Below are 23,828 nucleotides of genomic sequence, written 5' to 3' on the forward strand. Positions count from 1 at the left end.
TCACCCCGCGGTGATGGGTCGCAGCGGCACCGCATCCCCGCCCGCGGTGGCGGCGGGCTCGGTGATCAGCCGCACCGAGCCATCCGGCCCAGGCAGCCACGCCTCGGCATGCCGCAGCTGCGTCGCCGCACCCCGACCGACGACCATCAGGCGGGTACGGCGGCCGGCAAGCAGGCCGTAACCGTCCCCGAGTCCGTCCCAGCTGGCCTCGGTCACCCGCAGCCGCAACTGCGCCTCCGGCCAGTCCTGCCAGGTCAGCAGCGTCGTGCCGGAGCGCCGCAGGCGGGCCGCGATGCGGCGGCTGGTGCGCAAGGCCACCTGCCCCACAGGGCCGAGCAGGACCACCGGCGCCGCCTCGCACACCATCGCCAGCACCTCGGGCCAGCGCCGACCCGGCTCGGGCACCGCCAGCCCGCAGGCAAGATCGAGACCGGCATCCGCCGCAGCCAGTCCGCCTAGCTGCGGCAAACCGACCGCCGCCCAGGCGCCGCCGTCACCAGCGGCCTCCGCGGCCAACGCGATCAGCAAAGGCAGATCACCCCCAGTGCTCACCACCGCGCCGCGGGGCAGCCTCCCGCCCGGGAGCAGGCTGGAGAGCGTGCCGGACTCGGCTCCGGTCGCCTCCGGAGTCCCTCGCTCACCAGGCGAAACGACGCGCATGAACACATGTTCGATTCCTTGTGCGGGAAATGCAAGCGGGCGAGCGCCACACCACTCACACGAAGCCTCGTGCCGACTTCAATTGACGGCTTCGGCGAGAGCAGCGATGGTTGTGAACGACCATGCCGCGCAGGCAAGTTGGCCGCGCAGGCCGATTCGCCTCGGCCTGACCGACGTCGCCCAGCTCGTGCTCGTCGGCCACGGCAGTTCCCGCAGCCTCGCCGTGGGGCAAGCGGCCGTACGGGTCTCGCTACGCTGCCGCAGTGATCGAGCCCTCCCCGCTACCTGGCGACCCCACCGAGCTGCACCTGCGCATCTCCTACGACGACGGCCTCTGGGACACCCCGCATGCCGACACGCTGGAGCGGTGGAACGTGACCGTCCTGCACCGCCGGCGTACGCATGGCGACGGCCAGGACCTGGTCCCGAGCAACGGCTGTGTCACCACAGACTGCCCGGCGTGCACCGTGGAGGACGTAGCCGTCGGGGAGATGACCTTCTACCGGGTGCACCTCGACCGCGGCCAGAATGCCTACTGGGCCATGGAAGAGGAGTCCGAAGAGCTGTACGAGACCGCCCAAGTACTCCTCGATCCCGAGACGGGCTTCTTCACCAGCGAGGTCGGCGAGCTGCTGGATTACGTCGGGTCCGCACTGCTCGTCATGGACCGGGTGACCCTGGATCCGCCGTGGCGCGGGCACGGCCTGGCGGCCCTTCTCGGCATCGAAGCGATCCACCGACTCATGCCCGGCTGCCGGGCCATCGCCTGCTCACCCGGCATCACCGACCTCAGCAGCCGGCGCCTGACGGACCGGTCCGAGTGGGACCGGGTGAACGCCAAGATCGCCCAGGGGTGGGAGTGCATCGGTTTCCGCCTGTACCGCGACAACATCTATCTCGTCACGCCCGCCTCGCAGGACCTGGAGGAGCAGCGCGGCGTACTTCGTGGGCGACTCGCGGAACTCGGCGCATCCTGGCGGACGCGCTCTCCTGACGGACTCCACCGCCGGGACGAGAACCATCGTGCCGGACGGGAAGCATGTAGCTGACCAGAGGGCAGACGGCTCGCCGTCAGCCCTCCTGTGTTTCGTGGTTCTGGGCACGCCGGATGCAGCACTACTCGGTTCGATGGCAAAACGCTGGGTTCGATTCCGAGAGGGCCGCTGAGCCGGAAGATCGCCACGAACCTGGCATCACGCGACTCCACCGAAGCCCTGCCACCAGCTCAAGACGGCAACGGAGTCCGGGCTCAGCAGTCCGGTTCCTGACTCCCTTCTCCACGGTTAAGGAGATCCAGAAGCCATTCATCCATTGCATACTCCGGTTGAGTAGGCCATGGGACGGTATCGCCTTTGAGTGTAGCGTTCGCCGGGCTACCTGGACGACTCCACTGCGATATTGCGTCTGACAACTCCTGACACGAGAGTGGATCTGTGACGCCTGGAAGCAATATCGAATAGTGGCCAATGACAACGAGCAGGCTTCGCAGTTCTTCCGGGGTTTTTACGAGCAGCATCCCTCTGCGCTCGCTTGGCGCGTTCAAGTCGATCAAGGCAAGTCGAGGGAGTGATTCGCTGTCCGGGTTCATTAGCTGATGCCGTACGGGATCCAGCTCGGGCCTGAATGCATAAGACCAGCCAAGCGCTGCGAATGACGCAAGGTATGCGGCGCGAACCCATGAAACCGCTGCGCGCCATGCAACGAATTTCTCTGTGGCCTTGACGGTGAAGACCGGATCGGACCCACCGTCCCACATCTGATCCAATTCCCTTACGTGTGCTGCGACTTGCTCATTAGAATTTTGGTCGGGCACACCTCTCATGATCACCCCCTGAGGGCCATGGGAAACGTAGCCCCGAATGACAGCGCCACCCGCATCGAATTCTGCCCTGACTTCCCGTCTGGGATCTCTACCCATGGCAAGGTTGTGGATGACTGATCTTCTAGCGGCATGGGCGTCAAAGTACTTTCCAGCAGCGTGGTTGCAACTGGCACAGGTTAGAAGCATGACCTTTCCGCCCTGGCTCTTAGGCGGGACGTCTTCACGGGTTAGTTCTGCAATTTCATCTCGCGAATATGCCGTCTTGCAGCTCGGACATGGGTAATACTCTCCATCCTCCGGAAGTTGCGTTGCACCAAAAAGTCCCGCCAAATCCATTCTGCGGAATATCAGTGCACCTTCGCTAAACCATCGGCCACTGGACGCCATGCAATCAGTATGCTCCCGAATGTCCCCCATGCGCGCGCTGGAGGTGGTTTCCCATGCCCCGCAAGCCCCCCCCCGCGCTCGGTACCCGGCCGCCCGGAACTGATTGGGAATGTCGCCCGACCGTAAGGAACTTGAACGGCTCTTGCGCGAGGGGCAGATACGTCACAGAGGTAACCCGGCGCTCCGTTGGAACGCGTCCGTGATGGAGGTCTACAGGGACGCCAACGACAACATGAGGCCCGTCAAGCCGAACCCCGGGAAATCACCGGCTCGTATCGACGACATCGCCGGGAGCCATGAACATACAGCTACGGTCTGTTTCTATTTCTAGCAACCCACTTGACGGAATAGCTGCATAGAATTCCGATTCACCCCCTCCGGTGCGCGCTCCGAGATGTGCTTCGCGCACATAAAGCTGAGGGTCTCTTTATCGAGCTCGTCGGAAGGCTTGGCGTCGAGTATCTCCCTCCTCGGGCTGTCCTGCTGCCAGGCATGCGCGATCTTTCAGTCGCACGGGGTGACGGCGAAACCTATCTCGGTGTCCGGGTGATCAACCGTCGCGACAGCCACTTGACTGTCGTCGCCACTGGCATCGATTTCGACTGCGGCGAACCCGACCCGTCATACTTCTTTCCAACGCAGCTCAATGTGGGGGCAGGTGACATCAAACAGGCACCGTTCCGGCTCAAGGGACTCCAGCAGAGGACCTCTTTCGCGGCAACGCCTTCCATCGGGCACTGCCTTCGGATTCTGGCTGAGCGGACGCAACTGACTCCACCACGAGTTCGGGCCTGGACTGCGCTCGAACTCGGTGACCGCGTCTACGGCTCCTGGATCCCGTTGGGCGACCTTGTCGAAGAGCTGGTCGGTGCCCGCGCGCTTCCGTGATGGCTACGACCGATGCTTCATCTGCCCATACCTCGTCGAGCAGGCCGTTCACGCAGCCACGGTCAAATCCCCTGTACATCCGGTGGCGCGGACACCGGCTGTGCGCTACGGCCCGCGCCGTGGGTGAGGGGATCCTTGTCGGTGTTGCTGCCTTCGCTCTTCCTGCGCACGCCTGCCCCGATCAGCAGCGCGCTGCCCGCGCTGCTGGGGAGCGCGACGTGTCGGCTGGACCGAGCGCTCGCTGGCAACCTCCGGTCGAGCGAGCCGGGAGACTGCTCGCTCGTACGCTTCGGCCTGGTAGCGCGGGCCGACCGCCAGGACCTGGAGTCGTGGCCGCCGATCGCGATCGGCGGGGTCTGGCACGGGATCGAGGAATCGATACACGATGCGATAGCGCGGGGCCTGACGGTTGAGCCGCTGCCCTTCGTCGTACTCCTGCTCGTCGAAGTAGAGCTTCCAGCAGTCTCTAAGCTCCGCCGGCCAGGAGTCGGACATCCGTTCCAGGCGGATGCCTTCGGCTTCCCCGCTGGCCAGTTGTGCGATGCGGATGATGGCCAGTTTCTGCAGCTGAGGGTTCAGCTTCAGGATGTCAGCGCCGACCTGCGGCAGATGGTCCCCGCGGAAGGGGTCGGACGCCGCCACGAGTTCTCCGTCCTGCTGTCGTTAATCCTCTTGCGCCGACGCACCGCCGGCCCGGAGGATCTCGTCGGCCTGCCCGGGGTTCGCGTCGGCGACCAGGCGGGCCAGAGCCGCTGTGTCCAGCCCCTGCCCAGGAGCAGGCGCCTCGGCGATCCGCTGCCCTGCGAGATCGCCGATGGCGACGTCGTCAGCACGTTCCACGGCCTGGAGAAGGAGCACGAAAAGGTCGTACGGCAGGATGGCTGCCTCAGGCTCGCCTCCCTCCTGCTCGCCGACCAGCAGCGGGAGGGCTCGTGCCCCGCCCTCACGGAAGCTGGCCAGCACCGTGCGGAGGGTGGCGGCCACTCGGGCGACGGAGTGAACTGCCTGATGTTCGCTCATGTGATTCACCCTAGACACCAAACCCATCGGCTGGCGCTGCGATTTCTGCCGTCAGCCCGCCCGGCGTTCGCGCGCGTTTCTCCCTAGTTCTGTCCTGGGTGTCGGTTACGAGCCGAGCATCATGGCCATGGGTTCCGACAGGTGGCTCAGCTTGGCGCTGAGCTTGGAAGCGGCTGCTGTGGTGGCCTCGATCACCGACTCCGGCGCCTCGGGCATGATGGTGGCGGGCTTGAGCAGGAGGACAGCGCCCATGATCGCCTCGCCCCACACGATGGGTGCCGCGCAGGAATTCCACAGGGGCATGCACTCTTCGTATCCGAGGGCATAGCCGCGGTCGCGGACCTCTTCGAGTGAGGTGAGGAGTTCCTTGTCGTCGCGGTAGACGCCCGGGCCCGCTTCGGCCGGAATGGGTTCGTCCAGGACGAGCTCCTGGAGGGTGTCGGGGAGGTAGGCCAGGATGGTCCGGCCGCTGGCTCCGGTGCGGAGCGAGCGCGTGATGGACAGGATGTCGAGGGCGGTCATGCCGAGTTCCACCAGGTCCGAGTCGCCCACGGCCATGTCGATGCACTGACGCTGGGCGCCGCCGAACGGTGCCATCATGTACTGGAAGACCAGGCCTCCGTTGGTGGCTTCGCGCAGCTCCTCCAGGATCGCGTGTGTGCTGTCGTCCTTCGCGGGCGCGTGGGCGAGTGCGTGCATGCCCAGGTGCACCGCGCCGACACCGAGTCGGTACTTGCCGTGGCTGATGCGCTCGAAGAAGCCGCCGTAGACGCCGGATTGCAGAATCCGGGAGACAGTCGAGTCGTCCAATTTAGCTGCCCTGGCTATCTCACCCGTGCCGTGCACTTCGCCTCCAAGCTGACCGAAGGCCTTCTGAACGCGGATGAATCGGTCGACGAGGCGCGAACCCGTCTCTGATGTGTTCGAGATTTCGTTGCCGGTCATGCAACCGCTACCTCCCGTCGGGTGGGCCGCGCTCCCGGCCGGAAGGCAGCCCACCAAATCCCCCACATTGACGACTAGTTGAACGACGTCCTGCATCTCACCCTTGTTCCGGGGGAGGGATAATCTAAGGGAAATTTTAAGGTTTCTATTACCTGGCGGTATCCAGGCAGAGCTTCCCGGTGTGGGCGCGGGCGGCCAGCGCGGCGTGGGCGGCGGACGCCTCGCTCAGCGGATAGACCTGCCCGAGGACAGGCCGCAGCGAGCCGGCGCGCACGGCCTCGAACAGTGCGTTCATGCTGGTGGGCAGGGCGTTTCGGTCGCTGTACAGCGACGGCAGCCAGAACCCGGACACGGTGATCGACCGCTCCATCAGCACCTTGGTCGATACTTCGGTCAGCTCACCTGATGCGTATCCGTACACGGCAAGTCGGCCGCGGTCGGCGAGAGCGGCCACGGTGGAGTGGAAGGTGGACCCCCCGGTCATCTCCAGGGCCACCTGGACCGGGCCGCCCGCTGCTTCCTTGATCTCCTCGGCGAGGTTCTCGCTCGTGGAGTCGACAACGGCGAACGCGCCGAGGTCTTCCGCGAGTTGGCGCTTGTCCTTCGTGCTCGCCAGGGCGATCACCTTCGCACCGATAGCCTTGGCCAGCTGGACGGCTATGGAGCCCAAGCCGCCGGCGGCAGCCGGAATCACCACGCTCTGGCCTTCTTGGACACCGGCGACGGTGTGCAGCAGGTGGTAGGCCGAGTTGCCCTGGAGGCACAGCGCCACGGCCTGTTCATCGCTCACCCCCTCGGGCACTTCCCACGAGGTGCGGCGGTGGACGTGGGCCTGCTCGGCGTATCCGCCGCCCCGGGTGAGCCCGACGAAGCGCTTGCCCTCCGCGGTGTGGCCGACGACCTCGTTGCCGGGGATGTAGGGCAGCGTTACCGGGGCGAGATAGTCGTCGCCCCGCACGTGCATGTCCGCGAAGTTCACCCCGGAGCGATGAACCTGCAAGAGATGATGGGCACCTCGCGGCTCAAGGTCGGGGACCTCGACCAGCTGCAGTACCTCCGGGCCGCCGAACTGCTCCATCCTGATGGCGCGCACACTTCTCCCTGTGTTTGTGGATCTGCGTAAGTCCTTGCCGCCAGGTTATGGCACGAAGGTGACGCTTTCGCGGAGTGCCTGCAAACACCTTCCGTTTCTCATGTGGTGAGAAATGAAACCACATTCTCACCGCATGAGATGTGTTCAGCGGGTCAGTTTCTCATCACGTGAGAAACGCAATCGCGTATACGACTCTCTGTGTTTCCTCGTTGACGTAGGCATATTTCCGAGGGTAGGAATCAGGACGCAGGGAGGGCGATCGTCCGCATCGACCAGGACGTCGCGCGCCGGGTAGCTGGACGCTGTCGTGCCTGGGGTCATGCGCCGAGACGGGCAGTTGGGCCTCGGAGCCTAGCGCGTACCGCCCTCGTTGGCAGGGAGAAGAGACGCGTGTACTTATCGGGGAACGAGCCGCAGTCACGCAATGCACGGAAAGCGAAGGACAGACCGCGGGGGCGATAGTGATGACAGTGCCGGGCGGGAGCCGGCGGGAAAACTGGAACGGAGTCCTGGACGAGGATCCGCAAAACACGGAACCCTCGGACTCCCACGAATTCGCGGACCCATCCGTAAACGGTGAGGTCAGTCGCGAGGGGCAAAAAGGAGACGGCCTCGTTCACCGCGGCGAGGAGAGCGAACCCGATGCCCCTAGCGGGGTGTGGCTCTTTGCCGGGGACGGAACCATGCTCTTCCATCCCGTCTCCACGGGTACGGAGGGGGCACACCGATGGCAGGCGCCGGAGGCCGCCTCCGTGGGAGAAGCGGACGAGATGACGCTCGATGCGGCCAGCCGGCTGATGCCCCTCCTTCCGCGTGAACTGATCGCGGAATACCTCCAGTTGGGCCCGTACCGCAGTGGCGGCGACGCCGCCTAGTTCGTCGAGGGAGTACAGGGCCGTCCGCTTCAGTGGACGGCCCGACTCTTACGCCTTGCCGCTTTCCAGGCGTTCGAGCTGTCCGATCATTGACAGGACTGCCTGCCTGCTGGAGGGCAGCAATTGACTGCACTGGCGGGCCACCTCGACGGCCCCCTCGTCCTGGAGCAACTGGAGGATGTCGACCTGGCCGAGGGCGCGGGTGGTTGAAGCGATCTGCTCATCCGTGACCCCGGCGGCGGCTTCAAGGAGGCCAAGCGCACGCGGGAGGACGTCGAGCAGTGACGGCTCGCCGGCCAGGCTGCTGAGCGCTTCCCGCTGGGCGGGCGTCAGGCTGGTGATCTGCAGGGCGATGGCGCGGACATCTGGGTCGCGCAGAATGTCGATCGTCTGCAGCCGCCCGAGGAGGTCGGTGACCGCGTCGGGGCCGACGTCCCCTTCCATGTTCTGGAGCCTGATCTGGCGAACGTCTAGACGGCGCAGCTGCTCTAGGAGGGCCATCTGCGCTTGTGCGTCGTCCTCGAACGCCGCTTCGTCCTCGGCGAAATAGGAGACGCGCCGTTTGAAGAACGCGGCGAGGGCCTTGAGGTGACGCCGTGTCACAGTGTCGTCTCGCCTGCCGGTTCCCAGCTCCCAGAGGTATGCCCCTGAGATCGGGGTACCGGTCGTCTCGCTGATCTCCCTCGCCAGCGCCTCCCAGGACGGCGGCTTCCCGCCTTCAGGCGCACGTGCTTCGCGGAGCATCGACAGTTTCTGCGCGAGCGTGCGCGGCGGGTCAATGGCGCCGTCACCGCCGGTTCCCGGCATCGTCGGCCCTTCCCCCTCTCCTGTGTGGCTTGATCATTCTGCGGAGATGTGCGACCCCTGTCGCCATCTACGCACGTGAATATCACTTCGCGGCCAGGTCGCGTCAAGTGGTCTCGCCATGCAGCTCCGACGCTGCATACAGGACTAGTCCACTGGAGTCGATCCGCTTCCTGTGAGCCTCCCACACGGTGAGAAGCCGCAGGCGAACCTTGGCGTTATCTCTACAGGTGTTTAGGTGAATCTAGCACATACCGGGCTAATGGACGGGCCGCCACCCACTCAGGGTCGGGCGCCGTGCAGGCCTGGCGCTGCGGCGCCTCGGCTCCGGATTCGCGATGGGCGAGACTTCGCCCTCCCCAAGGTCATCTACGCGTGTTTACGGAAAGGGCTCGACCTACCGTCGTTCGAGGGTTATGGTCAACGCCTGTCATCTACAGGTGTTTATGAATGTGGGTGCTGGGGCGTGCCCGCGTGCCCGCTGAGCAGTGCCAGTGGGGCGGGGCGTGCACCCGGGGGTTCCGCATTCACGGATGCCGTCCGAGCAGCAGTGAGGGGTCCGCCATGATCGTCCTGAAGCGCCGCAGGATCGCGGCAGGAGCACTCGGCCTCATGCTGGCCGGCGGGGCGCTGGCCGCCGCTCCGGCAGCGCAGGCCTATGACACCGCGACCATGAAGGTGTCGTGCAGCGCCGTGAAGTTCCACAAGAGCCCGAGCCAGAGCAGCAAGGTCGTCGGCATCGGCTACAAGGGCGACAAGGTCCGGGTGAACCAGTTCGCCTACAAGGTCAAGGAGAAGCGCTGGTATTCGCGCGGAACCGTGACGCGCCGCTCGGACGGCAAGCGCGTGACCGGTTACGCGATCTACTACTGCGTCAACCCGTACGAGGTGTCTCCGCCACCGGCCTACCCCAAGCGCCCGTAGGCGCACCCGCCGCGCCCGAGTAGCGCCGAGCCGCCGGCCCGCACAGACCAGCCGAGGACCTACCCCCCGTCCGGTCCTCGGCTCCCCGAGGGGCGCCACCGCAGGCCTGCGGTGGCGCCCCTCCGCCGTCCGGCTCGAACCGGCACGGCAGGCCTCGGCCCTGCGGTGCACAGCGCACACCGTCCGCCCCTCACCGCTGGCCGGCGCTCCACGCCGGGTGACCTGCTGCCGAGACGCTTCGCTTCCTCTTCGTACGGAGACCTTCGTGGACACCCTTCGACACCGGCGCACCGCTCGCTTGAAGGCCATCGCGCGGCTTCGGCGGCAGCAGCCCCAGCTCTTCCGTGCACCCCTGGATGCCTACCTACAGAGACCCGACAGCCGAGAACAAGGGGGGACAGCGACCGGGACGGCGGGATATGCGGCGCTCGGCTCTGCGGCGTCCACCCGCTGCGCTCGCCCGGAGACGGCTGGCGGGACGCGTGCCCGTCAGAGGACCGCGCGCGACAAGACCGAAGCCGAGCACCGCGTTGAGCCATCACTCTCCAGCTCAACCCCAACGGCCGTCGCAGGGCGAGGAGTTCAGCCAGGCGCGAGCTCCGCTGGCGACCACGAGCGATGACTGCCCCGGTGCCGAGCAGCGCCCCAGCCCTCCGGTCACCTGGAGTTCCTGTGCCCGCAACAGCCTCACCGTCTGAGACACAGACCGCATCACCCCCATCTTCGCCTTCGGTGTCGAAGCGGTGGCCGCCGCTCATCTGGGTCCTGCTCATCGGGACGTTCGCCGTGCGCGCAGCGGGGTTTGTCTACCCGTACCTGCCCTACCGCCTGGACGAACTCCACCTGGACACCGCAACGTCCAGTGGCGTCCTGGCGCTGTGGGGTGCCGGGTGGTTCACGGGCCAGTTGCTGTGCGGCTGGCTGGCCGACCGGATCGGCCGCAGGGCCACCCTGGTGAGCGCGATGGTGGTGGCAGCAGCCAGCTTCCCGCTCCTCGCCGCGGCGCGAACCCCGATCACCCTTGGCGTCGCTGCTGCGGTCGCCGGTCTCGTCTACGACGCACCACGGCCGATCGTGACCGCCGCTGTCGCCGACACGATCCCGGACGAACCAGGTCGTGCCCGCGTCACCGGCTGGCGGCACTTCGCCGTCAATCTCGGCGCGGCCACCACCGGACTCGTCGGCGGAGCCCTCGCCGGGCCGATCGGCATCCCCGTGCTGTTCTGGTGCAACGCTCTGGTGTGCGCTGGTTTCGCCGTCGTCGCACTGCGGGTCATCCCGCCCTCCGCCCCAGCACAGACGCCCGAGCACAGCGGAAGCCGGGAGGCCTTCACCGACCCCCTGCTGTGGCTTCTGTGGCTGGCGAGCCTGCTGACCCTGATCCCGGTCGCCGCTCTGTTCTCCGTGCTCCCGATGATGATGGCCCAGGACGGTCTGCCGCCCGCGGCCTACGGGTGGACACAGGTCGCCAGCGCCGCCGCCGTGATCGGGCTGTCGCCCCTACTCAATCCCTGGCTCGCACGCCGAGCACAGCGTCCCACCCCGATGGTGGGACTGCTCGGCCTGAGCGGAATCATCCTCGGCGCCGGGATGGGCTCAGCAGGCCTCGCCTCTTCGACGGCCGGATACAGCGCCGCCGCAGCCCTCGCCGTACCGGGCGAGATCGTTGCGTTCGTCGCTGCCACGAACATCCTCAACCGGATCGCCCCGGCATCGAGCCGCGGCATGTACGCGGGCATCTGGGGCACGACCCTCGCGGCCGCGGTTCTGTGCGCCCCTGCCCTGGGCGGATGGGCGCTCGCGCATGGCGGCCACCACGTCGTCGCCCTGACGACCCTCCTGTCCGGACTCCTCGGCGCTTCGCTCTGCCTGCCATTGGCCGCGCTCCTGCACCGCCCCTCACGCACACCCGGGACGTCCGCATGACGAGCCCCGCCGCAGCAAGCCGCAGCGCCCGTGGACCGAATCTCGTCAACTCCCGAGGTCCTCCAGTGGATTCGCCGCCCGCTCATCAGGCGGCCGGGAAGCCGGGCCAGAGACCCGCGGACCGTCACATTCCACCACTGGAGAAGGAGTACACGGCACGATGCCCCACACGCCCCGATCCCGGAGCCTGCACCACCTGACCCTGTTCGCCGCCGGTGCGACCATGGCCGTCGCCCTCACCGCATGCGGTACGAACCCCGACAAGCCAGGTCCCCCCACAGCGACCGCGAGCCCGACACCCACCGGGGTGGTGACGAGTACCCAGGCCTCCAAGATCGTCGACCGCTACGAGGCGATCAACTCAAGGGCCAACAAGATCCAGGACCGCGACCTGCTCGGCACTGTGGAAGGTGGACAGCTCTACGAGCAGTCCACGGCCGACTACCGCCTCTTCACGACGTGGTCGAAGAAGGACCAGGCGTACTACGAGAAGCCCTTCACCTACCGCGACCGCTCCTACTACATCCCCGAAGGCCAGAGCTGGTTCGCGGTCCAGGCCACGGCCAGCGGGTCGAAGTCCGAAGCACTCCTCGTCTTCGACAAGACCGACGGCCAGCACTTCAAGATGGTCGCCGCGGTCTACGCCGACCAGAAGAACTCGATCCCCGCCGTCGACACCAGCAATCACGGTCTGGCCACCGCCGTCGCGCCCTCCACCCGCGTGGGCACCCTCGCCCCCGATCAGACATCGACCGCTTTCGAGGACCTGTACGAGACCGGCGGGAAGCACGCCGGCACCAAACTCGCCAGCACCGCAGCCACCCGCACCGCCGTCTCCACCTACCGCGAACGCACCACCTACAAGAACGCCAAGTACGCCACGCTGCACTGGGAAGCCACCCAGGCCACCAACTCGAAGATCTACGCCCTCCGCCTCCGAAACGGCGGCGCGATCGCGGTGTTCCCCACCGCGCACAACCGGATGGAGCAGCTCAAGGACGGCTTCATCTACAGCGGCAACGTCAAGCTCTCCCCAGGTTCGCAGCAGGGCGTCTTCAACAAGACCCCGCGCGTGGCGATCCTCGACGAGTTCCAGGGACAGGCCCTCGCCCAGTTCACACCCGCCGGTGAACCGAAGGTGCTCGGCGTCGAGTACCAGCTGGTGGACTCGCGATGAGCGCGCCGCACCAGACGAGCCCGGCCAGCGAGAGCCCCCAGACGAGCCTGCGGCTCACCGCCACACTCCACGACGAGGGGTGGGCGCGCGAGCGCGACGAGCGTTTCGCACACTTCCTTGCCCAGCGACTCGCCGTCGTGGAGGCGACCGGCTGCCTGGCCGAGAGAAAGCTCGCGGCGGGAGTGCTCGATCTCTCCACGCAGTGGCATCACAAGTGCCAACTCGCTGCGGCCAGTCCTCAGGGGCCCTCCACGGGGGAGGCTGATGCCATGGGCTGGGCTCTGCGGTGCCTGGCCCACAGTGCTTGGCGGAACGCTCCCGGATGGGAGCCGGACTTCCACCCCGCGGCCACCGCACGCGTCGCGCCCACCGTCGGGACCGCGGGATACCTCCCGGCACGTCGGCCATGACCCTGCTCGACGACAAGCGGGCGTCCGCCAGCAGGCCGCTCCCCGGAGTTCGGTACCGCGATGTGCTGCGTGTGCCTCACGCGGCACAGCTGCTGTCCGGGGCGCTCATCGGGCGACTGCCCACCGGGATGGCCCCGCTGGCGATCCTCCTCGGCACCGATCACGGTGCCGAGGAGGGATCGTCGGCCGGCCTGCTCGCCGCGGTGTACCTGGTGGCCAACGCCATCGGCGGCCCACTCAGCGCCCGCCTGGTTGACCGCCACGGGCCAAGGCATGTGTTCCCCGTCGGTGCCGCCATGAGCAGTACGGCCTTCCTCGCCCTGGCCGCCGGGCCAGGCGAGGTGGGGTGGGCGGTTGCCGCTGTGACGGTCGCGGGAGCAACACGGCCCCCGCTGGATTCAGCGCTCAGAACGCTGTGGGGCGCGAAGGGGGTGATGCCGTCGCCCGCCCATCAGCGGGTGGCGCTGGCCCTGGACTCCGGGACTCAGGAGCTGATCTACATCGTCGGCCCGCTGCTGGTGGCCACGATCGTCACGGCCATGTCCGCGTCCTGGGCGCTCGTGGCGACCGCGGCCGTCGGTGCGCTCGGCACCGCCCTGTTCGTGAGCACCCCGGTCTCCTGTGCTCACCACGCCAACTCCCAGCCCGCGCGGCCCGATTGGCTCGGCCCGATCCGCTCGGTGCGCCTTCGGGTGCTGTACGCGGGGATGGCGTGTGCCGGAGTCACCATCGGGGCTCTCACCCCCGTGGCCGTGGAGGCGGCCGAGCGGTTTGATGCCCCCGGACTGTCCGGAGGTCTGCCTGCGGCTCTGTCGTGCGGCGCCGTCCTGGGCGGCCTCGCCTACGGGGCCCGATCCTGGCCGGGCAGCACCGCCGACCACTTGATCGTCCTGTCCGCCGTGTTCGCCGCCGGCTGGATCCCCCTGACCATCGCAGGAAACCCCGCGACCGTGCTGTCCTCGGCAGCGCTCCCCGGGCTGGCCATGGCCCCCCTCCTCGGCGCGGCCTTCGTCATGACCAGCGCCCTCGCACCATCCGGGCACACCACGGAGGCCCACGCCCTGCTGGTCGCCTTCCTGGACATCGGGTGCGCGATCGGCACCGCAGCCGCGGGCCTCACCCACAGCCAGCTCCTCCTCCCGGCCGGAGCAGCTGCCGCAGCCCTCACCCTCGCCACGGCCCGACGGCGCCTCACCACGACGTACTCACACGCCCTACCTCCCACTCCTGAACTCGAAGCGGAAAAGGAGCCCCATCAGTGAGCCCGTTCCTGATCACCCGCACCCTGCCCGAGGAGACCACCGATGCCGCCCTGCGCGCCGATGTCCTTCGCGGCCTCACGCGCACCCCGAAAATGCTCCCGCCCAAGTGGTTCTACGACGCCCACGGCAGCGACCTGTTCGAGAAGATCACCGAACTGCCCGAGTACTACCCCGCGCGCGCCGAGCGCGAACTGCTGATCGCCAGCTCCGCCGACATCGCCGCCATGACCGGCGCGCGCACCCTGATCGAACTGGGCTCCGGCTCCTCCGAGAAGACCCGGCACCTGCTGGACGCCATGCCGGACCTGGACACATACGTGCCGGTAGACGTCAGCGAAAGCGCCCTCACCCAGGCGGGAAACGCCCTGGTCGAGCACCGGCCAGGCCTGAACGTCCATGCCCTGATCGCCGACTTCACCACCGGCCTAGCCCTGCCGGGCACGCCCGGACCCCGGCTCCTCGCGTTCCTGGGAAGCACGATCGGCAACCTTCTGCCCCGCGAGCGCGCCACGTTGCTGTCCTCCATACGCTCCTTGCTCTCGCCCGGCGACGCCCTCCTGCTCGGCACCGACCTGGTCAAGGACGAGCGTTCCCTCATCGCCGCCTACAACGACGCGGCCGGCGTGACAGCGGCGTTCAACAAGAACGTGCTCAGCGTGGTCAACCGGGAACTGGGCGCCGACTTCGATCTCGGCTCCTTCGAACACGTGGTCCGGTGGGACGCCGAAAACGAGTGGATCGAGATGCGGCTGAGGTCGCGTACGAACCAGACCGTCAAGATCCCCGCGCTCGCCCTGGCGGTCGACTTCGCGGCGGGTGAGGAGCTGCGCACCGAGGTGTCGGCCAAGTTCCGCGAACCGGTACTACGTCGTGAACTCGCTTTGTGTGGGCTGGAGTTGACGCGCTGGTGGACTGCCGGACCGCTCTACGGCCTCGCGCTCGCCCAACCGATTGTCGCACCACGGCCGGCCTCAGAGCGCTGACGGTCCGCCATGAACCACTCGACACCTACCCACCAGGCTTCTCGCGGAGCGGCAGCGTGACCGGCTACAGCGGCCGACATCTCGCCGCCGCCGTCCTTGCGACGTCGGGATATCTGGCGACCATCCCGACCGCGGACTGGCTGACCACCCGCTACCCGGCTGCACCCGTAGCACCCGGAGTCCTGGCCACGGCCGGGGTGTATGTCGTGGGCCTGACGCTGGTCATGCGCGACGTCAGGAGGGAACTGGCCGGGCGCACCCCCCGCAGCGATGGCCATGGCAGGCGGAGCGGTCCTGTCGTCCTGGACAGCCAACGAGACCGTCGCGACCTCGTCCGCAGCGGCCTACGCCCTCTCAGAATCCCTCGACTTCGCCGTGTACGAACGGCTCCGCAAACACGGTTTCACGATCGCCTTGGCCATCTCGAACACAGCCGGCCTGAACCTTCTCAGGACACTGGAGACGCAGTATGAGCAGCCACACTTCCCCTGGATCCAGCCCGATTTTGCTGTTGGGTGCCGGGGCGCCCGAATATCGCGAATACGTCCTGCGCCAGATCGCCCGCGTCCGGCCTGTCGTGCTCGTCGATAAAGCCCCACCGAAGTGGGCCCGCCCCTACCTGGCCGCCGAGATGGCTGTTGACCTGCGTGACCCCGAGACCGCAGCGGACTTCGTACGGAGTACTGCCAACCGGCTCGACGTGGGCGGCGTGACCACGTACATGGAGCACTACGTCGAACTCGCGGCCAGGCTGACCTACCAGCTCGGCTTGCCGGGCAACTCCCCGACAGCGGCTGCTGCTTGCCGGGACAAGGCCACCACGAGGCGCCTCCTGGCCGAGCACCGCGTTCCCTCGGCGCGCTCCCACCTCGCGCAGGATGCCGATCGGGCGGTGGAGATCGCCCGTGGATTGGGCTATCCGGTCGTCGTCAAGCCCCGAGGCCGGGCAGGAAGCGCGGGCGTCCTGCGGGCCGACGGCGACGAGGACGTCCGCGAGGCCTTCCACCGAGCTCTGGTGGACAGCGTCCTGGGGCTGGAGGACTGGTCCGTGCCCGGCGTCCTGGTCGAGGAGTACCTCCAAGGCCCAGAGATCAGTGCAGAGACCGTGATCCTCGGCCCGCAGCACGTCCAGATCGTGGCCGTCACCCGCAAGACGCTCGGCCCCGAACCGCAATTCCAGGAGATCGAACACAGCGTCGACGCGCAGGACCCGCTGCTGACCGACCCTCTCCTCGCCGATGTCGTGACCGCGGCAGTAAAAGCTCTCGGAGTCACCCGGGGCGTCGTGCACGTCGAGCTGCGGCTGACCAGCAACGGCCCCCGGGTGATCGAGATCAACGGCCGACCCGCGGGAGACCTCATCCCCCTCCTCGTCGATCGCGCAACCGGCGTGAACCTGTCCCAGGCGCTGGCCTCTCTCGCAGCCGGCGAGAAGGCCGACCTGGCCCCGACCCGCTCGGAAGCCGCCGCGATCCGCTTCCTCTATCCCGAACACACCGGCCACATCCAACGGCTCGATTCCCACGGGCCCGTACACGACCAACTGTGGCTGGAACGACTCGTCTGGACACGCGACCTCGGCACCCAAGTGGCCGCGCCACCGCGAACCAGCATCGACGACCGCATCGCCCACTGGGTCGTCACCGGCCCCACCGCCGCCGACTGCGCGAAACGCCTCGACCTGGTCGCCGATCACCTCACGGTGCGAATCTCCCGCCCCGCCCACACCACGAGCTGCACACGGTGAGCCCCACCTTCACCCACGCACGGAACGTCCCTGGAAGCTGCCCGATGACCACCGCCCATGCCACTGCTCTGGCCACAGCCCCGCATACGGCGGGGACAACGGCTGTCGCTGTCATCGCCCCGCAACCCGGTTCCGGCCACGCCGACGCGCTGGCCCGCCGAGGACGAGACGCCGTTGCGGTCACTCTCGGTCTCGGAACAAGGCCTCCGGCTTACAAGGACACAACACCGGATGAGACATACACCGCCGTCATTGAGTACGCCGGAGATCTGCGTCGCACCATCAAGAAGCTGCGCACGCTCGGAGTCGAAGCCGTGGTGGCCGCAAGCCCGGCAGGCGTGGAGCTGGCCGAACGGATCGCCTGGCAACTGCGCCTGCCCGGCAGCGGCATGCCGGGGTCGGTGCACCTCCGAACGGATCGAGGTGTTCAGACGGAAGCGCTGTCACGGGCAGGGATCGCCGTGCCCCGCACTCTGCGTACGACCAGCTTCGTCGAGGCACTTGCATGGGCCGACTGCCATCCGGCGTCCGCCTACCGGCTGGCCTCCGCCGCGATCGGCGTGACCGCGGGACCCACCGAGTGCCCTACGAAGCAGTCGATAGCAGCTGTCTGGCCGCAGATCCAGGGGGCTGCCTTCCACCAAAGCGGGAACGCGGCCCTCGTCCTGCGGGAACGGGTGGCGGGGCGACAGTACGTGGTCGACAGCGTCACGCGGCTCGGACCCGACGGCCCTCAGCACGCTGTTACCGGCATCTGGGCACACGCGCACGCTCCGACGGGGCTGCTCGACCGAATCGACCTACTGCACCGCCACGATCTCCTCGCCCGCCGACTGTCCCTGTATGTGTGCCGTGCTCTGGACACCCTGGGCGTGACATCGGGGGCGCTGTCATGCCATGTGGCGTTCGAGCCCGAGCACGGTCCGATCATGCTGTCCGCCGGAGTGGTCACCAACCGATCGCGTGCCGACGAGGCGATATGGGAGATCGCCGGTCACGACCCGATCGACGCAGCGTTGGACGGGGCTTGCTGTGCCTCCCGACACAGCAGCGACATCCCCCGCTGCCGTGTGGCCCGGATATATGTGAACGCACCGCGCGGAGGCGCACCTGAATCAGCCGTGCTGCAGGCCCTTGCCGTGCTGCCCACCGCAGTGTGCATTGACACGAACCCGAGCTCGTTCATCGCCAGGACTGCGCCGCTCCTGCCCGGCGGGAAAGCCTGCGAGATCGTCCTTGCCGATGAGATGCCCGGGGCGATCGAGAGGGACTACCAGCGTATCCGGGTCCTGATGGCGGATCTTCACAAGATCCGGCACATGTGATTATCCGTTCTCCAGAAACGGAGTCGTACTCTTCACCTGATCAAGAGAGGAAGCCACGTCCGTGCCACGGATCTTGAACCGGCCACACATGGTGTGGGGATGGAGAGGCACGCTCGCTGACGACGTCGAGCGCCAGGTCGGAGCGGTGAATGCAGCCCTGGCTTCCTTGGGTGCGCAGCCAGTCGATTCCGACGCTGTCCGACATCACTTCGCCACATCGGCCCCTGCCATGTGCGCCGGAATACTCGGTCGAGCGCTCACCGATCGAGAGCGGACACGAGCGAGCGTGGCGTTCGAGACGTACCACTCCCGGCGACCGCCGGCCGACCTCCTCCCCGGAACCGAGGACCTCCTCACCCGGCTGGTCCGAAGCGGGTGCAGCCACTCCGTGCTGTCGCTGACCGCCCACAACGGGCTGACTCGTCACATCTCGGATCTTGGCATCGGTTCCCTGTTTCTACGGGTCGACGGACGCACGGGCCCTTCCGTCAGGAGCAAGAAGCAGCCCCTGGCTAGGCACCTTTCAACGCTGCGCCAGACCACTGGAGCCCGGCCGATCGTGCTCATTGGCGATACCGTTGATGACGTCCGCGCTGCGCTCGCGAATCAGATTCACCCCGTGCCGTACGCCGGTGGCCTGACGCACCCCGACATTCTCCGCAGCAGTGGTGTACCCGTCGCTGAAACCCTTGCAGAGGCGGCGGCGCTGGCCGTGGAGTATGCCCACACAGCTTGACCCTCTGGTGAAGGAGATCAGGGTGTCCTCCACGGCGTAACCGTGGAGGACACCCTGATCTCCTTCACCAGAGGGTGAGCGGGAGGCCTTCTTCCTCAGCCGCCAGGATCAGTTGCTCGACCCTTTCGGGCGGCTCTCCCGCTTCGAGTCCGGCACGAATCGCCTGAGCGATGGCTCGTGTGCGTCCAGCAGCTCCACGCGTATCCGCGAGAGGGCCGTGGGGATTTCCCCGTCGCAGTGACCACTCCGCGCGGTTCTCTGCTGCTGTCCCGAGCCGAAGATGAGCCGGATTGGTACAGCCATGGAAATCGCAGGTGTGACACACGACAGGGTCCTGGGCAGCGGTCCACCCAGGTCTGTCTATGGCTCCATTGGCCAGCTGGTAGGCGAAAAGATGAGCTGGCACGGTCCCGCGCCGAGACGGTCCAGGAAGGCTCGCCGCACGGAAAGAACCGTGCCCAGTCGAGCTGACCGCATTCAGCCATGGCCAACACTGCTCCGCTGACCTGACGTAACGCTTGGCTTCGAACCGCGCGACGACAACCTCGTCGTTGAGCCAGACACGCCAGAGCTCCGCGGGGAGCCGAATCAGTGTCGGCTCCCCAAGGAGCGAGAGTTGCTCGGCGCCCAATCCCGCGGAGTGGCCTTGAGAAACGATGCCATCCAGCAGGAGTTGGTCGTCAACTCGGCTCACGAGCCATCCGCCTTGGGCGGCTTGAGGTGGGGCGGGTAGCCCCTGGCACGCAGGTAGGCGTCGAGGGCTAGCGCGACGATGTCGCCGTGCTGGGTGCCGTGATCCGCGTGGAAGCGGCGGATACGCCGTTGAAGTTGGAGGTCGTCTGGGACGGCGTAGTTGATTTGCCCGCGACTGGTATGACGGCCGTTGATGATCTCCAGGGTGTCGGGATGCGGGACCAAGAGGTCGTCGGTCTGGTCGGATTGCGTTTCGAGCGCGTCAGCTACGGCGCGCAGTTGGCGGGCGTGGTGCGAGAGATCGGGCATGGGGCGCTCCGGGCAGGTCCACTAGGCGACTAGCTAGCCGCCTAGTGGACTAGTGGAATAGTCGGGAGGACGGGTGGCCGCGAACGAGTTGAGTGCTCGCGGCCACCCAGGGGACGTGCGCGTTAGAAGCCGCGGGTGGTGAGCCATTCGTCCAGCGCGACCGCGACGATGTCGCCGATCGGCAGGTGATCGAGTTCGTTGTCCAGCGCGAAGCGCTTGAGCCGCTTCTTCAGCTTCAGCGCGGCGGGGACCGATGAGTCGAGGCTCTCGCGCGTGATGATGCGCTGGTTGAGAATGACGGCCGTCTCGGGAATGTCCTTGGGCCGGCCGGGTCCCTGAGCCCACGGGGTTCCCTCGCTGGGTGCTGTCTCCGATCGTGTGTTCTGCTCCTGGTGAGATCCCGGAGCATCGCTCCTCACCGGGAAGGCCGTACTGCCTGGGACCGGAGAAACGGCTGGGCGCACGGCAACCTCGGCGGTCGGGGACACCCCAGAGGCCGTGAAGGTGTCCTGGTACAGAGCGGCCTGTGGAACTTGCTCAGTCAGTTGCGTGGACTCAACCGTGGGTGCCGCGGGCTCGGCAGCGCGGGCCACGAACTGCTCCGGCCCCTGCGCCGAATGCCCAGAAGGAACCGGCTGTACCTCGGGCGCTACTGCGGCCGGACGATCCGGCTGGGCAGCCGGGGCCTGGACAGGGCCACTCGATGCGACGTCGCCGGTCGGCAGGACATCAGGCTGCGGCACCTCGCGGACCGTCCCAGTCGGGTCGTCCTGCGCCGACGTCTCCACAGGAGCCGTGGAACGGTGCTGGGCTGCGGACTCATCGGCAGCAGGACGGCCTTCGCCCCGGGCAGCGGCCCGTTCGGCGACGAACTGCTCAGGCGTGAGCTCGGCTGCCGGCGGAGGGGGCGCCTGGGTCGTCTTCTTGGCCCCGCCCAGGGCACGACCGCTGGTGCGGCGGGCCGGAGGCCTCGGCCTCTCGTTCTTCTCGCTCATGCCTCGGTCAGCTCCTTCATCAGGTTGGCGTACTCGCTCAGTTCGGTCGGGATCTCGCCGAAGGCCTCCATGTAGTGCACCCAGGAGTGGATGGTGGTCTCGGCGAGCGGGAACGGTTCGTCGCGATCCGGGCCGATGCCCTCGCCCCTGGCGGGCTCCAGCAGCTTGTCCTTCGCGGTGCGGGGCAGGCTGGTGCGGTCGTCCGCCTTGACCATCACGACGTGGGCGGTGACACCCTGCTCGTTGCGGGCGGCGGCACGCTCGGCCTCGTCAAAGGTGGCCACGAGCTTCCGGCGCTCGATCTTGGTAGGGGCGACCGGCACGAGCAGCAGGTTCGCCTCGGTAACAGCCTCGTGGAAGATGCGGGCGCTGCCGCCGCCGGCGTCGACCACGATCGCACCGAACTCGGCACGCTTGGCCCGGATGTACTCGGCGATGTCGTCGAACGGGTACCGCTCGACGACCAGGTTGGCGGGGATCTCGAAGCCTTCGGCCTGGGCGACCTTGAACCAGTCGTAGGCGGACTGGCTGGTCGCGTCTGCGTCCAGCAGCAGTGTCGGCAGGTTGAGGACGACGGCGTAGTAGAGGGCGATGAACCAGGCGGAGGTGGTCTTGCCGGTGCCGCCCTTGAGCATGCCGACGACGATGACGAAGGCGTCCCAGGCGCTCTCTGTGGCCGCGGCCAGGGTCTTGGTACGGGTGTTCTCACTCACGTGTGCTTGATCTCCTGAATCGGGAAAGGTGCGTTGGAATGCGTGCGTCGGCGAGAAGGCCGACGTCGGAGGCGGCTGAGCGCGGACGAAGGAGGGGCCCGTGCTGCAGTGCTGGATCCCGGATGGCACGCCATCGGCCCCTTGATCTGCCGGGCGCAGACGGGGACACCTGCACGGGCACTCATGACCGCTTCCTCGGGGTACGGGCCGGGCCATGGTTGTGCTTGGGCCGCATCCGGGTGCCTGCTTGGTGCAGAAGCCGATAGACGGTGCCAACGGAGTAGCTGCACTCCTCGGCGAGGTCCGGCACGGTGGCACCGGCCTCGTACCGTGCGCGCAGGGACAACGCGAGCTTCTGACGCTCGGTGGCCCGCGCTTCCGAGCGGATCCGTTGCGTTTGCTGTGACGTGCGTGGTGCACCGCCGGCCTCGACCAGCAGGCGCCGGGCACCGCGCCTAGTCGCTCCGGCGACCGCCGCGAGTTCGCCGAGCGTCGCGCCGCGCTCCTCGTACAGAACACGGAGATGAGCTGCGAGCCTCCTGCGCGCTTGCGGGTCGCTGCGCATGCGGCGGGTCTGCCACGACGTGCGCATCTCGGTTCCGGCCTCGTGCAGTCGGTTGAGAACCGTGCCGTACGACAGGCCGCTGGCAGCCACGAGTTCATCGACTGTTGCACCGGACTCGTACTGCGTGCGCAGGACTTCCGGGGTTGGCGAATCGCTCTCGGTAAGCGTGCTCGCGGGACGTGGGTTCATGCTGCGGACTCCCATTCGCTGAGGGCTTCGGCATGGGCGGCGGCCAGCTCGTCGTAACTGCGCTGGTCGGCAGGGGTGATGAGGATCAGCCGCCCGTCGGTGGCGATCCGCCAGTCGGGAGCGACACGGCCAGTGGCCGGATCGAGGACGCAACCTTCTGGGGCGCGCCACGCTGGCGGGACCTCGGCGGCATGAAGCGCCGGGACTACGACCTGGCGACCGTCACGTGCGATGACGACAGCACTGGTGCGGTGCTCCGCCCGTCGGTCCAGCGCTTGCCGATACACGGCTCGTTCGGCGGCGTGAAGCGCCCTTCGACGTGCAGCAATGCCTGCGGCTCCGTATTGATGGGCGACCGCGTCCCAACCTTGGGAGGGCACGTCCTCTCGGTCGGTAACAGCCTGCAGAAGCCTGTTGCCGAAGCCTTCCAAGGCGTCAGGAGCCAGGGTCCAGGTCTCGCCGATGTGTCGAACCAGGGCGTGCTTCGCGAGGCGGCGCAAAGTGCGGTAGACGGTGGCGCGAGACACGGACGAGGTAATGACGAGATCACCGACCGTCTGTGCTGGGCGTGAATACAGGGCCCCGATGATCATGAGGGCGGAGCTCCCCAGCGCGCGGGGAGCGAAGGCATCGTGGGCCATCAGATGGCTGATGACAGTCGAATCAATATCGGCCGAGGGGGCGGTCTCGGAGGTGGACCACTCCTCAAGTGCCGGGTCGGGGGGGAACTGAGTGGTCTGTGAACGAGAAAACCGGCTCCCCGCCATGCCCCCAGGGCCGTTTCCGAGGTACCAGGAGGAACCCTCCTTGCCGCGCCCGATCCTCAGCCGGCGCAGCCACCCACCGGGCTTCAGGACGGTGTCGTACGCGTGGCGCAGGGTCTGTCGAGAGATCCCTGCTTCCTCTGCGGCTTGACGCTCGCTGGCGGCGTGCAGACGGCCGCCAGCTACCTCTGCGAAGTTGAGATGAGCGCGCAGCACCCGCAGAGCTGTGCGTCCGCGCTCTCCACGCCATGGGGTGAGCTCGATACGGTCGCGAAGGGCAGCGAGGTCTTCGTAGACGTCCTGTCGAGACTCAACTTCCTTCGTGCTGCTGACTGTTGCGTTGGCGCTCTCCCACACACGATGGATGTAGGCGAGGGCGCGCGCTTGTCCGGAACGCAACGCGATGCTTTGTGTGTGCCTGCCGCCCTCGTGATCGGGGTGCATGAGCAGGTCTGTCAACTGGTTCACTGTGCCCCGCGCACGGGCAACGTGGCATGCGATAGCCGCGGTAACGCGATGTCCGTGCTCGGCCAAGCCCTGCCGGTCTTCGCGTCGGACGACCCGTCCTTGACGATCGAGCTTGCTGTAGCTGCCCGCCGCATACCGGCCAGTGAGG

24 protein-coding genes are annotated in these 23,828 nt (G+C 67.3%); 13 read left to right on the forward strand and 11 right to left on the reverse strand.

Going from position 1 to position 23,828, the window contains the following annotated elements:
- Complete coding sequence (locus tag IO36_RS15180; RefSeq protein ID WP_425535534.1) at positions 1-660, reverse strand: hypothetical protein; 660 nt, start codon at positions 658-660, stop codon at positions 1-3.
- 263 nt (positions 661-923) lie between these two features.
- On the opposite strand from IO36_RS15180, the gene IO36_RS15185 reads away from it, so the two are divergent.
- The 3 genes from IO36_RS15185 to IO36_RS46845 all read left to right on the forward strand — a co-directional run bounded on the left by IO36_RS15185 (position 924) and on the right by IO36_RS46845 (position 3,757).
- Entirely contained in the window at positions 924-1,709 is a 786-nt protein-coding gene (locus IO36_RS15185) for a hypothetical protein (protein ID WP_037620205.1), read from the forward strand.
- A gap of 1,269 nt (positions 1,710-2,978) precedes the next feature.
- Entirely contained in the window at positions 2,979-3,200 is a 222-nt protein-coding gene (locus tag IO36_RS49170; RefSeq protein ID WP_342455119.1) for a hypothetical protein, read from the forward strand.
- A gap of 161 nt (positions 3,201-3,361) precedes the next feature.
- Positions 3,362-3,757, forward strand: coding sequence for a hypothetical protein (locus IO36_RS46845; RefSeq protein WP_158997373.1), 396 nt, complete (start codon positions 3,362-3,364; stop codon positions 3,755-3,757).
- 105 nt (positions 3,758-3,862) lie between these two features.
- Here the strand turns inward: IO36_RS46845 and IO36_RS46850 are convergent, their stop codons facing one another.
- From IO36_RS46850 to IO36_RS15200, 4 genes are all read right to left on the reverse strand, one after another.
- Positions 3,863-4,399, reverse strand: a complete 537-nt coding sequence (locus IO36_RS46850; RefSeq protein ID WP_158997375.1) for a hypothetical protein — start codon at positions 4,397-4,399, stop codon at positions 3,863-3,865.
- A 21-nt stretch (positions 4,400-4,420) separates the two neighbouring features.
- Positions 4,421-4,777: a hypothetical protein gene (locus IO36_RS46855; protein ID WP_158997377.1), complete on the reverse strand. Its 357-nt coding sequence runs from the start codon at positions 4,775-4,777 to the stop codon at positions 4,421-4,423.
- 105 nt (positions 4,778-4,882) lie between these two features.
- On the reverse strand, positions 4,883-5,722 hold the full coding sequence (locus IO36_RS15195; RefSeq protein ID WP_051900513.1) for an IclR family transcriptional regulator: 840 nt from the start codon (positions 5,720-5,722) through the stop codon (positions 4,883-4,885).
- Positions 5,723-5,870: 148 nt separating this feature from the next.
- Positions 5,871-6,815: a quinone oxidoreductase family protein gene (locus tag IO36_RS15200; protein ID WP_037620209.1), complete on the reverse strand. Its 945-nt coding sequence runs from the start codon at positions 6,813-6,815 to the stop codon at positions 5,871-5,873.
- Between the two features lie 683 nt (positions 6,816-7,498).
- On the opposite strand from IO36_RS15200, the gene IO36_RS15205 reads away from it, so the two are divergent.
- Positions 7,499-7,690, forward strand: a complete 192-nt coding sequence (locus tag IO36_RS15205; RefSeq protein ID WP_158997379.1) for a hypothetical protein — start codon at positions 7,499-7,501, stop codon at positions 7,688-7,690.
- Between the two features lie 48 nt (positions 7,691-7,738).
- Here IO36_RS15205 and IO36_RS43115 read toward each other — a convergent pair whose 3' ends face one another.
- Positions 7,739-8,497, reverse strand: coding sequence for a hypothetical protein (locus tag IO36_RS43115; RefSeq protein ID WP_051900517.1), 759 nt, complete (start codon positions 8,495-8,497; stop codon positions 7,739-7,741).
- Between the two features lie 561 nt (positions 8,498-9,058).
- On the opposite strand from IO36_RS43115, the gene IO36_RS15215 reads away from it, so the two are divergent.
- From IO36_RS15215 to IO36_RS49340, 9 genes are all read left to right on the forward strand, one after another.
- Positions 9,059-9,418 (forward strand): hypothetical protein, encoded by a 360-nt coding sequence (locus tag IO36_RS15215; protein WP_037620213.1) that lies wholly within the window; start codon positions 9,059-9,061, stop codon positions 9,416-9,418.
- 732 nt (positions 9,419-10,150) lie between these two features.
- Positions 10,151-11,344, forward strand: coding sequence for an MFS transporter (locus tag IO36_RS15220; protein ID WP_051900520.1), 1,194 nt, complete (start codon positions 10,151-10,153; stop codon positions 11,342-11,344).
- Between the two features lie 160 nt (positions 11,345-11,504).
- Complete coding sequence (locus tag IO36_RS15225) at positions 11,505-12,521, forward strand: DUF8094 domain-containing protein (protein ID WP_037620214.1); 1,017 nt, start codon at positions 11,505-11,507, stop codon at positions 12,519-12,521.
- Complete coding sequence (locus tag IO36_RS15230; RefSeq protein WP_037620216.1) at positions 12,518-12,931, forward strand: hypothetical protein; 414 nt, start codon at positions 12,518-12,520, stop codon at positions 12,929-12,931. Before IO36_RS15225 ends, IO36_RS15230 begins: the two co-directional genes overlap by 4 nt.
- On the forward strand, positions 12,928-14,193 hold the full coding sequence (locus IO36_RS15235; protein ID WP_051900522.1) for an MFS transporter: 1,266 nt from the start codon (positions 12,928-12,930) through the stop codon (positions 14,191-14,193). Before IO36_RS15230 ends, IO36_RS15235 begins: the two co-directional genes overlap by 4 nt.
- Entirely contained in the window at positions 14,190-15,176 is a 987-nt protein-coding gene (gene egtD, locus IO36_RS15240; protein WP_037620218.1) for an L-histidine N(alpha)-methyltransferase, read from the forward strand. Before IO36_RS15235 ends, egtD begins: the two co-directional genes overlap by 4 nt.
- A gap of 469 nt (positions 15,177-15,645) precedes the next feature.
- Positions 15,646-16,923 (forward strand): ATP-grasp domain-containing protein, encoded by a 1,278-nt coding sequence (locus tag IO36_RS15245; protein ID WP_063764864.1) that lies wholly within the window; start codon positions 15,646-15,648, stop codon positions 16,921-16,923.
- A 44-nt stretch (positions 16,924-16,967) separates the two neighbouring features.
- The gene (locus tag IO36_RS15250) at positions 16,968-18,248 is read left to right on the forward strand and encodes a hypothetical protein (protein WP_063764865.1); all 1,281 of its coding nucleotides are present in this window, start codon (positions 16,968-16,970) and stop codon (positions 18,246-18,248) included.
- 88 nt (positions 18,249-18,336) lie between these two features.
- Positions 18,337-18,984, forward strand: coding sequence for an HAD family hydrolase (locus tag IO36_RS49340; protein WP_037620219.1), 648 nt, complete (start codon positions 18,337-18,339; stop codon positions 18,982-18,984).
- A gap of 690 nt (positions 18,985-19,674) precedes the next feature.
- Here IO36_RS49340 and IO36_RS15260 read toward each other — a convergent pair.
- From IO36_RS15260 to IO36_RS43780, 5 genes are all read right to left on the reverse strand, one after another.
- Positions 19,675-19,986 (reverse strand): hypothetical protein, encoded by a 312-nt coding sequence (locus tag IO36_RS15260; RefSeq protein WP_037620221.1) that lies wholly within the window; start codon positions 19,984-19,986, stop codon positions 19,675-19,677.
- A 122-nt stretch (positions 19,987-20,108) separates the two neighbouring features.
- Entirely contained in the window at positions 20,109-20,981 is an 873-nt protein-coding gene (locus tag IO36_RS46860; protein ID WP_158997385.1) for a hypothetical protein, read from the reverse strand.
- Positions 20,978-21,694 carry a ParA family protein gene (locus IO36_RS15270; protein ID WP_037620222.1) on the reverse strand — a complete coding sequence of 239 codons (717 nt, stop codon included), beginning with the start codon at positions 21,692-21,694 and terminating at the stop codon, positions 20,978-20,980. The genes IO36_RS46860 and IO36_RS15270 overlap by 4 nt, the downstream gene beginning before the upstream one ends.
- Positions 21,695-21,875: 181 nt before the next feature.
- On the reverse strand, positions 21,876-22,448 hold the full coding sequence (locus tag IO36_RS15275; RefSeq protein WP_107065715.1) for a helix-turn-helix domain-containing protein: 573 nt from the start codon (positions 22,446-22,448) through the stop codon (positions 21,876-21,878).
- The gene (locus tag IO36_RS43780) at positions 22,445-23,680 is read right to left on the reverse strand and encodes a hypothetical protein (RefSeq protein WP_245173297.1); all 1,236 of its coding nucleotides are present in this window, start codon (positions 23,678-23,680) and stop codon (positions 22,445-22,447) included. Before IO36_RS43780 ends, IO36_RS15275 begins: the two co-directional genes overlap by 4 nt.
- Positions 23,681-23,828 lie beyond the last annotated feature (148 nt).

The sequence above is a fragment of the Streptomyces aureus genome (genome assembly GCF_000725495.1).
GTDB lineage: Bacteria > Actinomycetota > Actinomycetes > Streptomycetales > Streptomycetaceae > Streptomyces > Streptomyces aureus_B.